Consider the following 15,155-nt stretch of genomic DNA (forward strand, 5'->3'; position numbering starts at 1 on the left):
TCAGCGGTGGGGGTCGCTGAACCGGTGACGGTTTCGGAGCCGGGCCCGCGCCCGATCGCGTGGCGGTCGCGCGCGGGATCAGGACGCCCGCGCCAGTTCCTCGGTCCGGGGCGGCACGTACGATGCCTCGTTGGCCGGGCACAGGATGTCGTCCATCTCCGATTTCGGCATCGCGCGCCCGAACAGGTAGCCCTGGCCGAAATGGCAGCCCTGGTCCGACAGCCAGTCGAGGCTCGCATCGGTCTCGATGCCCTCGGCCGTCGTGGTCAGGCCGAGGCTGGTGCCGAGCTTGATGATCGCATCGACCAGCTTGGCGCGCTCGTCGCTCATCGTGATCGCGTCGACGTAGCTCCGATCGATCTTCAACTTGTCGAACTTCAACTCGCGCAGGTGGTAGAGGCTCGAATAGCCGGTGCCGAAATCGTCGAGCGCGATGCGCACGCCGAGTTCCCGCAGCGACAGGAGCGTCGCCCGCGTCGCCTCCAGATCCTGAATCAGCGCGCTCTCGGTGATCTCGACCTCGAGACGCTGGGGCGGGAAGCCGGTCTCGGTGAGGATCGCCAGGATGCGCTGAGCCAGCCAGGCATCCTGAAACTGGTGGGGCGCGATGTTGACCGCCAGGATCAGGTGGGACGGCCAGGCCCGGGCATCGAGGCAGGCGCGCCGGATCAAGTTGTAACTGAGATCGGCGATCATCCCGGTCTCCTCAGCCACCGGGATGAATTCCCCCGGCCCGATCAGGCCGCGCACCGGGTGACGCCAGCGCGCCAGCACCTCGACGCCCACGATATCCTTGTCGGGCAGCGAGACGACCGGTTGATAGAACGGCTCGATCGCCCCCGTCTCGATCGCGTCCCGCAGCTCCGATTCGGTCCGGGCCCGGGCGCGCAGTTCCTCGTCCATGGCGCTGCGGAAGAAGCGGTAATTGCCGCGCCCGTCCTTCTTGCCCTGGTACATGGCGAGGTCCGCCGCATGCAGGACCGCGTCCGAATCCGCGTGGTCCGCGGCCACGACGGCGACGCCGACCGTCGCGCCGACCTTGAGGTCGTTCTGGTTCCACGAGACCGGCTCGGAAATGGCGGCGATCACCGCCTGGGCGAGGCGCGTCAGGCCCTCGCTGCCGTGCTCGACCGGGACCAGCATGGCGAACTCATCCCCACCGAGCCGGGCCGCCACGCCGCCATGCGGCAGGAGCTGATGCAGGCGTTCGGCCACGGCACAGAGGACCGCGTTGCCGGCCGCGTGGCTGTAGAGGTCGTTGACCGGCTTGAACCGGTCGAGGTCGATCAGGAGGACCGCGGAGGGCGGCTCGGTCCCCACCGCGGCATGCGCCCGCGCGACGGCGTCGATGAACCGGCGCCGGTTGGCGAGGCCCGTCAGGCCGTCGTGCCGGGCGATGGCCTCGGCCTGGGCGGCCGCCGCGTCGCGCTCCAGCATCAAGCGGCGCAAAAGGATCGATTTGCGGACCACCGCGCCGCACAGGGCGACTCCCATGCAGGCTGCCAGCATCAGCATGTCGTTCAGCCCGTAGGCCGACACGAAGCCGCTGAGGGAGTCGAAGGTCCCGAGGGTGACGCCCACGAACCAGATCCCCGCGCCGATGACGAGGAGGCAGAGCGTCTCGTACAGCTCGCCCCGACCCCAGGCGTTCGACGTCTCGCTCGGCATATTGTTCGTCCACTTCTTGACGCTGAAGTGAAGCATACAAATTGCTAAAAGGCAGTAAATCCTAAGCGCGCTAACTTGTGTCTTCTAATCAATCTTGGTTGCTAATTTCATCGGGTTCGACCTGACCGGGGCTCCGGCAACACTTCCGCGTGGCAAGGTTCGTCGCCTTGGGCCGATCCGAGCCCGTTGTGCGCTGCCACGACCGGTGGCTGATCACGTCACGATCGGTCACCGGTCCAGGTCCGTATCGCGCCGCGCCCGCGGGCGCCGAGCTGGCCTCGGCTGGGGTTAAGAAAGCGGTCGGCCACCGTCATGCGAAGACGGGCACGTTGTGGCTCATCGCCATCCAGCCGCCTGGGACCAAGCGGCATTGACCGCGCGCGCGGCGCGTCCGAACAGCGCCGAGTTGCGCTCAGGAGAGCGCATGGAGCGCACCGGTCAGGCTGCTCTGGAGCCAACGTCGACGCTCAGGCAGTCGAGGGGCCGGTTTTCCGGAGTCCGGTGCGGCGGCATGGCTTGCCCGGTTCTCCCGCCGTGCCACCGGCGCGGAACCCGCCCCGTGGGGGCAGTATCCGGGCCGGTCCATCAGCCGGCCTACGCGGTCTCCGGCGGCGGATCGGGCGACTGCGCGAGCGAGGCCAGGATGAACGCCATGAAGAACAGGAAGTACTGGTTGACGGAGAGTTCTTCGAACATCATCGACGGGATGAGGAACAGGGCGCTGTAGGTCAGGAACGGGCCGAACCGCCCCGGGGCCGACAGGATCCGCACAAGCCCGGCGATCAGCAGCAAGGCTACGGCGATGCCGTTCTGGAGCGCGAGCGAAACGAAGCCGTTATGGGGTGTCACGAGGCCTGTCAGCGCCTTCAGTTCCTCCCGGCGGGCGACCTCGCCGACGCCGAACGGATAGGCGACGACGAGGCGCAGGGCCGTGATCCCGGAAAGGAACCGCTCGTCGAAATTCTCGGATACGTTGTGGTCATCCGCGAAGCGCCGCTCGATCGCCTGCGCCAGGGTGTTGGGCAGCGGGATCTCCCCGGTCAGCGACCACGCGACCAGGAGCAGCCCCAGGACACCCAGCACGCCCAGCACCATGGAGGCCCGCAGGTTGCGGCGCATCAGCAGCGCGAAGACCATGAGCGGCATGAATAGACCGGCCCGGTTGTTGGTCAGCGGGAAGCTCGCCAGCAGGGCGACGACGTAGACGAGGTAGATCGCCTTGAGCCGATAGCGCAGGCTCAGCATCAAGGCGGCGACGCCGCCCAGCGCGAAGACGTGGCCGGTCTCGTTGCCGGAGGCCCACAGGCCGCCCTGCTTGTCCTCGACGAACAGCTTCAACTCCTCATCGAGGCCGTCGGTCGGCACGGCGAGCCCGAAGCGCTCCAGGGCAACGCCCGACGAGGCGAGCAGCAGGACTCCCAGGGAAGCCAGCAGCCCGGCGAGCAGGCCGGCGCAGAAGGCGTCCTCGACGCGGTGATCCCGGAACAGGACCAGCAGGATGAAGGCCTGTACGACGTAGAGCAGCAGGACGAGCGTCAGGTAGACGTCGCCCGCCTGCTTGTGCGCCTTCAGGACCATGGAGATCCCCACGAGAGCCAAGACCGCGCCGAGCGGCGCGATGCTGCGCAGGGCCTCCGCGATGACGGCCCGGCGCATCCCCAGCCAGGGAATGAGCAGGAACGGCAGGAGGTCGGACAGGCGCTGGAACGGCAGTCCGAAGCTCGATGTCAGCACGTTGAGCTGCAGGGCGGCCCCGAGCAGGAAGACCGCCGCGCGCTCGGTCCCAACGGAGACCGCCGGGGCACGTGTCGTGATCGGCGCCGCCTGTCCCGCCATGGTCCCGATCCGTCCGAAGCCTGCGCCGACCCGCGCGGGGCATCATGGCGCCTAAAGGTTGGCAGAGGGTGGAGGTCAGCCGGTCCGGCGCAGGAAGTAGCCCAGAGCGGTGCGGACCGCGTCCCGCATGAAGAACTGGGCGAGCCCGGCATAAGCCAGGATGCCCACGCCGACAGCGGCGAACAGGCCGACCCGGTCGCCGAGGATTGCGTGGATCGGATTCTGGACCAGCAGCACGAGGCCTGCCATCGCGGCGGCGCAGGCCGTGACCGGCAGGAGCGACCGGGCGAGCTGCCGGTTGCCCACGGGGACGAACCGTCCCACCGCCGTGACGATCACCGGGGTGAACACGTAAGCTCGTGCCACGTGCCCGGCAGCGAGCGCCGCGAGACCGAACGGCGCGGTCACGAAGGCCGCCACGGCGCCGAGGCCGAACTGGGCGCCCGCCAGCTTGAGAGCGATGCCGTTGCGACCGAGGGCCGTGAAGATCATCCACAACATCGAGGTCGCCACGAATTCGGGCGCCAGGAGCGCCAGGATCCGCAGCACCGGCGCTGCCTCATGCCATTGGTCGCCGAATAGGAACGGGATCAGGGTCGGCGCGACAGCCGCCATACCGAAGAAGGCCGGCACCGCCACGAAGGTCGAGGCCTGCGTGAAGTCGTGGAAGGCGCTCGCCAACTCCGCCGGCTGGTCCTGCAGGCGGGCGTAGGTGGTGAGGCCGACGGTGGTAAGCGGAATCACCGCCACCTGACTGACGAGGTCGATGCAGCGCCACGCGAGGCGCAGGTAGCCGATATCGGCGGCCGACAGGAAATAGGCGGCGATGACCTCCTGGCTCCGGATGGAGAGCACGAGCAGGAGGTAGGTGCAGAACACCCGCGAGCCGAAGGCGATCTGCGCCCGCGCGGCGGCGAGGTCGAGCCGGCGTGCCGGCATCCACCGGGAGGCCGCCCAGGTCAGCAGCGTCGTAGCGGTGGCGGCGACGAGGCGCTGCACCACGAGGCTCCAGACGCCGTAGCCGGCATAGGCCATCGCCAGGGCGACAGCCCCGCCGACGAGGTTGGCGCCGAAGGCCCGCAGGGCGAGCTTGCGGAAGCCGAAGCTGCGCTGGAGCCGGGCCTCGTGAATCGCCCCGGCCGCCGTGATGACGAAGCAGAGCGAGAGGGCGCACAGGACCGGGCGCAGCTCCGGCAGATCGAAGATCCAGGCGATCGGGCCGGCCGAGGCCGCCAGCGCCACCGTGCAGAGAACGCCCGTGCCGAGCATCACCCAGAAGGCGGTGGCGGCGAAATACTCGTCGAGGTCGGCCCGCTGCACCACCGCGTCCGGCAGGCCGCAGCGGGCCACGATCTGCAGGATGTCGATGAAGACGGCGGCGATCGCCACCATCCCGAACTCGGCCGGGGCGATGAGCCGGGCGAGCACGAGAAAAACGCCGAAGCTCAGCACGACGTTGCCCACGGAGGCGAGCGCCACCCAGCGGGCCGCCGCGAAGGACCGGCCGGTCACCTCCGCGCCGGACGAGCCCGGAAGGATGTCGGAGGCGTCGGCGGCCGCGGCGGCTTCTGTGAGTGTCGGCGTTCCGGCGGTCACGACCGGGCCGCCCGACGCTCGGCCACGAGCTCGGCATAGAGGTCGAGATATTTCTCCGCGACGCGCTCCGAGGTGGATTCCCGGATCACGTGCTGGAAGCTGCGCTCGTCCGGCAGGTCGCCCCGGCCGCGGGCCAGGACGGTCGTCAGGCGCGCGGCGAGGTCGGCGTCGTCGCCCGGGGTGAACAGCCAGTCGGCGTTGTCCTCGCCGATCAGCTCGGGGATCCCGCCCGAGGCCGCGCCGATCACCGGCACGCCCATCGTGTAGGCCTCGTAGATCGTCCGCGGCGAGGGCTCGGCCCAGAAGGACGGGACGATCAGCACGTCGATGTCGCTCAGGAAGTCGGCGGGCTTGGCCCAGCCGACGAACTCGATCGGCAGACCCTCGGCCTGCGCCTTGAAGCGCTCGATCGAGTCGTCCATCGCGTGGCCGGCGACGAGGCAGCGCCAGTCACCGGGGCCGATCCGCCGGAAGGCGTCGATCATGGTGCCAACGCCCTTCTCGGTGTTGATCCGGCCGAGATAGCCGAAGGTTATCGGCTTGCCGGTCCGGTCGATCCGGCGGCGCGCCTCCGGGTCACCCTCCGGGACGGTGCAGGAGTAGAAGATCACCCGGCGGCGTTCCAGCGCAAGATGCGTGAACAGGCCGTGGTCGACATGGGTCTTCAGGATCTCGGTGCCGACGCTGACGACCGCATCGACTGACCGATTGGTGATCTGCTTGCCGGCATTGACCACCTTGCAGCCGAGGTGCCAGCGCTCGCAGGGCTTGCCGTCCTTGAACATGGCGGCGTTGCCGCAGATCAGGTCGTACTCGCAGACCGTGTGGACGATCGGGATGCCGCGCTTGGCGGCTTCGCGCCAGACCAGGGTCGAGACGTCGAGCAGCGAATGGGTGTTGACGAGGTCGGGCTTGAAGTCGTCGAGCACCCGGCCGAACTCGGCCGCGATGGCGAAATTCCACTGCTGCTTGAGTTTGGCCCAGGCGCGGCCGAACCGGCTCGCCTTGGGCCAGTCCTCCAGCCAGAAATCGTTGTGGTGCGCCATGCGGTAGACGGTGACGCCGCCGCGCACGGTCTTCGGCTCGGGCTCCCGGGCGATGCAGGCCGCCGCCACCGTATGGCCCGCCGCGACCAGCTCCTCGGCGAGATGCTCCACCGAACGCTCGGCGCCGCCTACGATGTAGGGCGGATAGAGGGCGCTGAGATGGAGGATCCGCAGGGGGCCGGTCGTCGCGCGCAGGGCAGCGGCATTCGGGGGGCGCTCGCGGGGGGCGGCCGCGGTCTCCGGCAGGGCCCGGGCGTAGCTCTGGGGCAGGGACGGGGTGATCATAGGCGGCACTCGCTGAGCTGCGGGCGCTCCGCTTGCGCGGGGAGCGGTTCGAGGCGGGCGGCGTCGCGGGTCGCCGCGTAGAGGTCGAGGTAGGCCTTCGCCACGGCGGCGGGGTCGGTCCCGGCGCGGATGGCGGCGGCGCGTTCGAGCCCGTCCGCGAGGTGGCCCGGTTCGGCGACGATCCGAGCCATGGCGGAGGCGAGTGCTGCGGCATCCCCCGGTGGCACCAGCCAGGGGCCGGGTCCGATCTGCTCGCCGATGCCACCGGTGGCTGTCCCGATCACCGGGACGCCGCGGCCATAGGCTTCCGCCACGGTGCGGCCGAAGGGCTCGGGCCAGATCGGCGGGACGACGAGGCAGTCGATGCCGTCGAGGAAGGCGTCCCGCTCGGCAAAGCCCGCGAAGGAAACCGGCAGCCCCGCGGCCATGGCGTGGTAACGGTCGAGCCCATCCACGGCCCGGCCGGCGACGGTGAGCCGCCAGCCCTGCTGCGGCAGCATCCGGCAGGCCGCGAGGAGCGTATCGGCGCCCTTGGATGGCTCGATGCGCCCGAGATAGCCGAAGGTCACCGGCGATCCCGGGGCTCGGAGCCGCCGCATCGCGGGGGCGCCCGAGGGGATCGGGTTCCAGATCACCCGGCGCAGGGATGGCGGCACCGAGGCGAAGAAGCCCGTGGCGAGGTGCCGATCGAGGATATCCGATCCCACCGCGGTGACGGCCGACACGGCGCGCTGGCAGCGCCGATGCGGCTCCGCGTAGAGCCGGCATTTCAGATGCTGGCCGGCGCAGGCCTTGCCGTCCCGCGCCATCGCGCCGTTGGTGCAAAGGCTTGTGAAGTCGTGCAGCGTGTGCACAACCGGCACGCCCAGCTTTGCCAGCATGGGCCAGAGCGTCGGCGTAAGCTCAGAGATCGAGTGCGTGTTCACGACGTCCGGCGCAAAGTCGCGCACCGCCGCCGCCATCCGGGTGAGAATCTGCGGATTCCACTGGGTCGCGAGCTTGTAGCGCATCCGCTCAAGGCGCCCGCGCTCCGGCCAGTCGAGGATGTGGAACGGCGTCGCGTACCGCGTTCGGTAGACGGTGACGCCGTCCTGAACGGCGCGCCCCGCATCCTCCCGGGCCGCGCAGGCCACGGCGACGGATTGGCCGAGGCCCGCCTGCGTGCGGGCCAGCGTCTCGACCATCAGCTCGGCACCGCCGACCTGCTCGGGCGGATAGAGCGAGCTAAGGTGCAGGATGCGCATGCGGCACCTCCCGGGCGGGCTTTCCGCGTGCGGCATCCCGGAGCGCGTCGAGCATCAGAGCTTCGTAGCGGCGGGCGGTCTCGGCCCAGTCGTAGAGGCGGGCATTGTCGTGTCCGCGGGCGATCAGCGCCGCGCGCAGGCCCGGCTCGTCGAGGAGGCGCCTTAGGCAGGCGGTGAGCGCCTGCGCATCGCTTGGATCGAAGGTCAGCGCGCCCGCGCCCGCGATCTCGGGGGTCGCGGACCGGTCCGAGCAGACCACCGGGCAGCCCAGGGCCTGCGCCTCCAGAACCGGGAGGCAGAACCCCTCCGCGAAGGACGGCACGCACAGGCACAGGGCGTCGCGATAGAGGGCCGCGAGCCGGCCCTCGCCGATCCGGGAGAGGCGGAGCAACCGCACCGGGGCGCCGTCGAGGGCCGTAGCGATCGCCTCGTCGGGATCCTCGCCCACATGGACGATGCCGACCTCCGGGCGCCCGAGCGCTGCCACGGCCCGCGCCAAGGTGCCGAAGTTCTTGTTGTACATGGCGTTCCCGACGGCCAGCACGAACTCCCAAGCCGGCGCATCGGACGCCGGATCGCAGGCTGAAGGATCGAGCATCGCCGCCGAGGGGACGGTGTGGCTCCGATCCCGGAGGAACGGGTAGTGGCGGCCGAGGTCGCTGCGGGTCGCCTCGGAAACGGCGATGACGCGGGCGCTGTTTGCCAGGACGAGGCGGAAGATCGGATCGGTGGTCAGGGCCTCGCGGGAGCGATGTCGGCCGGGCAGCGTACGGAAGTAGAGGTCGTGGACGACGCTGACCCTGGTGCGGCCCCCGAAAGCCGCACCGTAGGGGTCGGCGTTGAGCACCACGTCGATGTCGAGGGCCCGACACAGCCGTGGGACGGCAAAGGCCTGCCGCAGCACGTCGAGCAGCATGATGCGCGGGCGTGGCACGGTCACGACCTCGATCCGGTCGCGGATCGCGGGCGGGAGCTGGTCGCGGGTCCAGGGCGAGCGCAGCACGACCGCGAAGGTGCCCCGCTCAACCAGCCCGGCGATCACCCGGAAGGCGACGCGGGCGACGCCCGACGGCCGGCCGCCGAACTGGCTCGGCATGTTCACGAGGACGCGCGGCATGGCGGTTCCGGCAGCTCCGATCGCGGGTGAGGACGGGCGCCGGTCAGGCGCGGGCGGCGGTCTCGTGAATGAGCTTGGCCAGCGCGGCCTGCATGCCGGCCGCGCCATAGAGGGCGAGGGCCCGGTCCCGGGCGTGACGGGTGCGGGCGGCGAACGCCCCGGGATCGGCCACGAGTTCGGCCAGGGCCTCGGCCAGGCGATCGGGCCGGCGCGGCGGCACCAGCGTGCCGGCAGCACCACCGTCGAGGATCTCGGCGGAGGCCCCGGCATCGGTGCCGATCACCGGGATCCCCGCGAGCATCGCCTCAACGAGCGTCCGGCCGAACGGCTCGGGATCGACGGAGGGATGCACCACCGCATCGACCGCCTGCATCAGCCGGGGCACGTCGGAGCGCTGACCGAGGAACAGCACACGGCTCGACAGGCCGCGTGCGGCGGCGCGGGCGTGCAGCTCCGCCGCGTAGGCATCCTCGCCGAACAACGCCGAGCCGACCACGATGCAGCGCAGGCCAGGCACCTCCGCCAGGGCATCGATCACCACATCCTGCCCCTTCCAGGGCGCGAGGCGGCTGAACACCCCGACGAGGGGACCCGTCGGCAGCCCGAGCTCCGCCCGCAATTCCGCCGGGGATCGGGGATCGCGGTCGAGATCGAGGCCGTTCGGCACGATCGCCACGCGATCGGGCCGTCCGCCGGCCGCCACGAAAGCCTCCGCGGCGGCCCGCGAGGGAACAATGACCTTGGCGGCGCACAGGTTGGCGAGTCGCGCCTGCACGATCCGCTGAGTCCGGCCGAAATGGGCGCCGTCGAGGATGTCGTGCAGGTGCCAGATGACGGGGCGCCCGACCAGACGGGCGGGGAGCGCCGCGAGCAGGAAGGCCTTCTGCGAGTTGGCGTAGACGAGATCGCAGCCGCGCGCCGCACGGGCGATGCCGAGCGCGAGGCCGGCGAGCTGCCCGAGCACCGGCAGCGCCCGCAGGACCGAGCCGTCGCGGCGCAGACCCGACAGGCCGGTCCCGCGCCGGGCGAGGCGTATCGTCAGACCCGCGTCGCGCAGGGCTTGGGCGAGGTTGCCGTCCTCGAACAGGTACGCGGTGGAGCCCGGCCAGGGGCGCACAACATCGCGCAGGACGAGTTCGGCCCCCGACATCGTCCCGGTGTGGGAGACGAACAGGACGCGGGGTCGATCTTCCGAGCCGACGGCGCGGATCGCGGATCGCTCCTCGTCACGTGCCGCCGATCGCGATGCGCGTTCCTCCCCGCTGTAGGAGGGGGGTGGGGGTGGTGCAGGATGGCGCGATCCGGTGGCTTGCGCGCCACCCCCACCCCGGACCCATCCCCGCAGGCTCAAGGGATTCCGGGCAGGCCCGGGATCGCCAGGGGAGGCGAAGACGGCCTGTCGTTCTGGCGGTTGATCTCCGACGGAAACGCGCGCTTTCCCTCGGTCGGCCGACAGCGCCCCGGTCATCACGCGGCCCCGGCGTTGCGCGGCTCGGGGAGGCGGATCGCGTCGTAGGTCGGCTGGCGGCCAGACCGCACCATCGTCATCGCGACGCCGAGCACCACGCCCCCCGCCTGCCGGAGGTTCGTGACCGCCTCGACGATGTCCGAGAGCTGCGAGCGGCCGTAGCGGGCGCAGCACAGCACGCCGTCCGCGTGGCGGGCGAGCATGGACGCATCCATCAGCAGGCTGGTCGGCGGCGTGTCGAGGAGGATGAGGTCGTAGCGGCGGGTCCAGCGCAGGAAGTCGGCCATGCGTGCGCTCATCAGCAGGTCGGTCGATTCCGAGGTCGGCATCCCGGCCGGGATCACGTCGTAGCGGCCGGCCGAGATCACCGCCTCGGCGGGGCTGACCTCGCCGCGCAACACCCCGGCGAGACCCGGGCCGCGCCCGAGCCCGAGCGCCGCGTCGAAGTTCGGCCGGCGCAGGTCGCACTCGACCACCAGCACCCGGCGCCCGCTCGCGGTGCCGACGCCCGCCAGGGCGAAGGCCGTGAACGACTTACCCTCCCGGGGTTTCGACGACGTCACCAGGATGGTGCGGGACTCGCCGCCGCCGGCCAGGACGAGGTGCGCGTGCAGGTTGCGCAGAACGGTCTGCATCGCCGGATCGACCCGGGCCCGCTCCAGAGCCTCGGGAAGCGTCAACTCCCGGCGCCGCTCCGAGAGACGGCCGACGAGACCCGGCGCCTCCAGAGATGGCAACTGGGCGAAGACCGGCGCGCCGGTGCCGGCCATGACTTGCGCCGGATTCCGGACCCGCTGGTCGGTGTAGTCGCGCAGCAGCGCCGCCGCCGCCGCCAGCACGCCGGCGAGCACGAGGCCGCCCGCCAGGAACGGCACGGGCTTGGGCGAGAACGGCTCCTGCGGCAACTCCGCGAGGCTGACGAGCCGCGTCGATCCGGTAAGGATGCGCCGTTCGGTCTCGAGCTCGCCCGCACGCTTCACGAGGTCGGCGTAGCGGGTCCGCTTGATCTCGGCGTTGCGGACCATGCCCTCGATCGAGGCCTCGTCGTCCATCGCGGCGGCGGCCTCGGTCTTGGCGGTCTCCAGCTGCGAGCGCAGGGCCTGGGCCAGGGCGTTCGAGGCGTCGTAGGACTTGCGCAGCCCTTGCGCGACGTTGCGGATCTCCAGGTCGATGCGCTCGCGCAGGCTCGCCCGCTCGGTGGTGAGCGCCCGGATGGCCGGGTGGTTCGCGCCGAGCGACGTGCCCTGGTTTGCGAGCTGCGCGGCGACGCCGCTCAATTGCTGCTTCAGGGATACGATGGTCGGACTCGCCAGGACGGCCGGGGCGGTCTCTGCGCCGCGCGAGCCCCTGGTCTCGATTTCGCCAAGGCGCGCGGCGGCGTCGGCCTTGGCGGCTTCGGCGGCGGCGAGCTGCTGGCTGATGCTGGTCAGACGCTCGGCGCTGATCGGTGCATTCGTGCCCTTCAGCAGACCCCGGCGGCGCCGGAACGTCTGGATCCGCGTCTCATCCTCGCGGATCGAGGCGTCGAGCTGGCTGATCTCGGTGTGGAGCCAGTCGGAGGCCGCCTTGCGGCTGGAGGCCTGGGCTTCGCGCTGATCGTCGAGGAAGGCGTCGATGAGGGCGTTGGCCATCGTCTGCGCCGTCTCGGGAAGGGGCGACCGGTAGCCGATGGTGATGATCCGGGAGCGGCCCGAGCTGATGACGGTGTAGCGCTTCTGAAGGTACTCGACCAAGGCGTTGCGGTCGGTCGCGAGCTTCTGGCAGGCGGCCTCCTTCTTATCGGAGATCGGCTCCGGCTTCCCGCCGCTGGCGGCATAGCGGCATTCGGTCAGGACCGGGCCGGTCAGCCCCGCGTCGATGGCGAGCCGCAGCAGCCGCGGCGAGCGGATCACCAGGATCTGGCTCTCGATGTCGGCCGGGTCGCCGATCTTCTGGATCCAGGCCATGGAGGCGTTGTGGGCGCCGGGCTCGGCCTCGGCCACGATCACCGAGCCGCTCGCCACGTATTGCGGCTGGATGACCTTCAGCGCGGCGATCGCGAGGCCGAGCACGAGGAGGAAGACCGTCGCGAACAGGGCGCGGCGGCGCCAGAGGCGCACGAGCGGCGCGGCGAGCGGACTGCCCCGCATCGACTCCTGCGCGGCGGCGCGGACCGGCGGGCGCTCGGCCCGATCGACGGCGATGAGGGACATGGACATCGGGTTCAGCCCACAGCTTCCAGGCGCGGCAGGACGCGCGTTCGCGGCTCGCAGGCGGCCCGGTGCAGGGCCATCTGCTCATCGACGAAGCGGGAGAAGCGCTTGCGGAACAGTTCTGCCGAGAACAGGTCCGCCTGCGCCCGGCACGCCTCACGGGTGAAGTTCTGCTCCTGCTGGATGAAGCCGCGCACGCAGTCGGCGATCGGCTCCGGCTCCGGCCTGTCGAAGAACATCCCCGACCGCTGAGGGCCGCGCACCTGCACGGTCTCCCGTGCGCCGCCGCGGCCGAGGGCGAGGACCGGTGTACCCTCCGCGGAGGCCTCCACCACGATGATCCCGAAATCCTCCTCCGCCGCGAAGATGAAGGCGCGGGCGGTCGCCATGAGCTGGCGCAACCCCTCGTCGGAGACGAAGCCCACGAACGACACGTTGGGCCCGGCGATCTCCCGCAGCCGCGCAGCATCCGGGCCGCTGCCGGCCACGACGAGCTGAAGGTCGGGGAGCAGCGCGAAGGCGCGGACCACCGCCTCGACGTTCTTGTAGGGGACGAGCCGGCTCGCCACGAGGAAGTGGTTGCCCCGCGGCCCGTCATAGTGCTGGCTCGACAGGGTGATCGGCGGATGGATCACCTCGGCGGTGCGGCCGTAGACCTTCCGGATCCGGCGGGCCACGAAGGCGGAGTTGGCCGCGATCGCGTTCGGGCCCGAGGCCGTGCGCACGTCCCACAGGCGCATCCGGTGCAGGACCACGCGGGCCAGCACGCCCTTCAGGCCGGTGTCACAGCCGCTCTCGCGCAGGTAGGTATGCTGGAGATCCCAGGCGTAGCGCATTGGGGAATGCACGTACGAGACGTGGAGCTGGTCGGGGCCTGTCAGGACCCCCTTGGCTACGGCGTAGCTTGAGGAGACAATGAGGTCGTAGGCCGACAGGTCGAACTGCTCGATTGCGATCGGCATCAGCGGCAGGTAGACCCGGTGCCGCGTGCGCGCGAACGGCATCTTCTGAAGGAAGCTGGTCCGGGCCTTCGCATAGCCGATCCGGGCCCGGTCGGCCTCCGGCAGGAAGTCGAACAGCGCGAAGACGTCCGCATCCGGATAGATCCGCAGGAGCTGCTCCAGAACGCGCTCCGCTCCGCCGACGACGTAGAGCCAGTCGTGAACGATTGCGACCCGCATCCGAGATTCCTTGTCGAGGCGCCGTATCGCGGAACAGAAGACGTTTCGCCTGGCGACCGCCCATGGGACCGTGAGCAGGTCACGCACCAAACGGTAGATGAAGCACCGCCTTTAAATAAGGAATGAATACGTTTTGCGCCAAGGCAAATAGTGCTTATTCGGCTCTCGCGGATCGATAACAGTCTTAATTTTAATCTTAAGGTATGGTTAATTTATTGGCGAAATCACATCTCAGGACTGCGCCTGACGGTTGTTGACCGCGGGGCGATCCGGGCATGGCCGTGCGAGACATCGCTTACGCTGAGGAGCGCCGGGTCCGATCTGTCCGGAGCGAGACATGTGCTTGCGCGTTCGGTCGCCGCTTGAAGCTCCGCCGTGGGTCTGCGTCCGGCCGTGCGATGGAACCGTGGTCAGATCACCGGCTGAAGGCGTTCTGCAGCGGCGCGGGGACCGGGCGGCGGTCGAACCGGCGCCGGAGGGCCGCGTTCATCGGGGCCTCGACGCGGCGGAACAGGACCGACCCGAGGGCGGCCGATGCCGCGAAGGCAAGCACGAAGATCAGCCCGACGCGCAGGAAACCGGCGACGGGAAGGAGCGCGACGACCTTGGAGGTCGTGTGCAGCATCAGGTTATGGATCAGGTAGAACGAGTAGCTGGCGTTGCCCTGGGAGAGCAGCCAGCGCGAGCGCAGGGTGATGCCGCCCTGCTCCAGCAGCAGCATCGCGCCGACGACAAGGCTGGCGGCCGATCCCCAGACGAGGGGGCGGACGAACCCCGTCATCTCCGGCGGCACGTCCAGGGCATAGGCGCCGGCCTGCCCGCCGAGGACGAGTAGCCCGGCCGCCACGAACGCCGCGGCCGCCGCCCGGCGGACCGGGAAGCCCGCGGGCGGGCTGCCGAGGCGCAGATAGGCGTAGCCGAGCCCAATGCCAGCGGCGAATTCCAGCACGATCGGCTTCGTGTAGTAGGCCCAGTACAGGCCGGGGACCGACAGGCGGCCCAGGAGCGTCAGGCTCAGGAAGATCGCGGCCGCCGCCAGGGCGCGCTGCCCGCGCGTCGGCACCAGCAGCAGCCCGGCGAACACCACGTAAAAGAACATCTCATAGTTGAGTGTCCAGCCGACGGAATTCAGCGGCTCGACGTAGCCGCCTCGGGAGAACGGCAGGAAGAGCAGTGATTGGACCAGGTATTCCGGGCGCAGCTCCAGGATGCCGATCGGCTTCAGGCCGGCCAATGCCATCACGGCGAGGCAGAGCGTGACGAGCCAGTAGACCGGAACGACCCGGGCGACCCGCCGCGTCAGGAACGCGCCGACTCCTTCGCCGCCCCCGCCGGTGCTCACGAACATGATGAAGCCGGACAGGACGAAGAAGACGTCGACCCCGGCGGCCCCGAAGGCGAGGACATCCGGTCTCGGCAGGACCGGTGCCGCGTAGAGGCCGAAATGCGTCAGGAAGACGAGGTAGGCCGCCAAGGCGCGCAGGATCTGCAGGTTGTAGAGCATGTCTGGCCGGCTACCTGC

10 protein-coding genes are annotated in these 15,155 nt (G+C 70.2%); all 10 read right to left on the minus strand.

All coding sequences use genetic code 11. From position 1 onward, the window contains the following. Positions 1–78: 78 nt before the first annotated feature. Entirely contained in the window at positions 79–1,668 is a 1,590-nt protein-coding gene (locus tag BLQ49_RS24695) for a putative bifunctional diguanylate cyclase/phosphodiesterase (RefSeq protein WP_091721198.1), read from the minus strand. Between the two features lie 594 nt (positions 1,669–2,262). Then, the gene (locus BLQ49_RS24700) at positions 2,263–3,504 is read right to left on the minus strand and encodes an O-antigen ligase family protein (protein WP_091721089.1); all 1,242 of its coding nucleotides are present in this window, start codon (positions 3,502–3,504) and stop codon (positions 2,263–2,265) included. A gap of 75 nt (positions 3,505–3,579) precedes the next feature. Then, positions 3,580–5,100: a lipopolysaccharide biosynthesis protein gene (locus tag BLQ49_RS24705; RefSeq protein ID WP_091721092.1), complete on the minus strand. Its 1,521-nt coding sequence runs from the start codon at positions 5,098–5,100 to the stop codon at positions 3,580–3,582. Beyond that, positions 5,097–6,320, minus strand: coding sequence for a glycosyltransferase (locus BLQ49_RS24710; protein WP_167627781.1), 1,224 nt, complete (start codon positions 6,318–6,320; stop codon positions 5,097–5,099). The genes BLQ49_RS24705 and BLQ49_RS24710 overlap by 4 nt, the downstream gene beginning before the upstream one ends. Positions 6,321–6,427: 107 nt before the next feature. Continuing rightward, positions 6,428–7,675, minus strand: a complete 1,248-nt coding sequence (locus BLQ49_RS24715) for a glycosyltransferase family 4 protein (protein ID WP_091721097.1) — start codon at positions 7,673–7,675, stop codon at positions 6,428–6,430. Further along, entirely contained in the window at positions 7,656–8,792 is a 1,137-nt protein-coding gene (locus BLQ49_RS24720; protein WP_091721100.1) for a glycosyltransferase family 4 protein, read from the minus strand. The genes BLQ49_RS24715 and BLQ49_RS24720 overlap by 20 nt, the downstream gene beginning before the upstream one ends. A gap of 43 nt (positions 8,793–8,835) precedes the next feature. Next, positions 8,836–9,942 carry a glycosyltransferase family 4 protein gene (locus BLQ49_RS24725; RefSeq protein WP_091721102.1) on the minus strand — a complete coding sequence of 369 codons (1,107 nt, stop codon included), beginning with the start codon at positions 9,940–9,942 and terminating at the stop codon, positions 8,836–8,838. A gap of 317 nt (positions 9,943–10,259) precedes the next feature. Beyond that, positions 10,260–12,452: a GumC family protein gene (locus BLQ49_RS24730; RefSeq protein WP_091721105.1), complete on the minus strand. Its 2,193-nt coding sequence runs from the start codon at positions 12,450–12,452 to the stop codon at positions 10,260–10,262. 11 nt (positions 12,453–12,463) lie between these two features. Next, positions 12,464–13,633 carry a glycosyltransferase gene (locus BLQ49_RS24735; protein ID WP_091721108.1) on the minus strand — a complete coding sequence of 390 codons (1,170 nt, stop codon included), beginning with the start codon at positions 13,631–13,633 and terminating at the stop codon, positions 12,464–12,466. A 415-nt stretch (positions 13,634–14,048) separates the two neighbouring features. After that, positions 14,049–15,137 (minus strand): acyltransferase family protein, encoded by a 1,089-nt coding sequence (locus BLQ49_RS24740; RefSeq protein ID WP_091721110.1) that lies wholly within the window; start codon positions 15,135–15,137, stop codon positions 14,049–14,051. Between the last annotated feature and the right edge of the window lie 18 nt (positions 15,138–15,155).

It is taken from the genome of Methylobacterium phyllostachyos (genome assembly GCF_900103445.1).
Classification (GTDB): domain Bacteria; phylum Pseudomonadota; class Alphaproteobacteria; order Rhizobiales; family Beijerinckiaceae; genus Methylobacterium; species Methylobacterium phyllostachyos.

Coding starts and splice junctions, on each gene's coding strand:
- BLQ49_RS24695 (WP_091721198.1), bottom strand. CDS start 1,668: ATGCCGAGCGAGACGTCGAACGCCTGGGGTCGGGGCGAGCTGTACGAG.
- BLQ49_RS24700 (WP_091721089.1), bottom strand. CDS start 3,504: ATGGCGGGACAGGCGGCGCCGATCACGACACGTGCCCCGGCGGTCTCC.
- BLQ49_RS24715 (WP_091721097.1), bottom strand. CDS start 7,675: ATGCGCATCCTGCACCTTAGCTCGCTCTATCCGCCCGAGCAGGTCGGC.
- BLQ49_RS24720 (WP_091721100.1), bottom strand. CDS start 8,792: ATGCCGCGCGTCCTCGTGAACATGCCGAGCCAGTTCGGCGGCCGGCCG.
- BLQ49_RS24725 (WP_091721102.1), bottom strand. CDS start 9,942: ATGTCGGGGGCCGAACTCGTCCTGCGCGATGTTGTGCGCCCCTGGCCG.
- BLQ49_RS24730 (WP_091721105.1), bottom strand. CDS start 12,452: ATGTCCCTCATCGCCGTCGATCGGGCCGAGCGCCCGCCGGTCCGCGCC.
- BLQ49_RS24735 (WP_091721108.1), bottom strand. CDS start 13,633: ATGCGGGTCGCAATCGTTCACGACTGGCTCTACGTCGTCGGCGGAGCG.
- BLQ49_RS24740 (WP_091721110.1), bottom strand. CDS start 15,137: ATGCTCTACAACCTGCAGATCCTGCGCGCCTTGGCGGCCTACCTCGTC.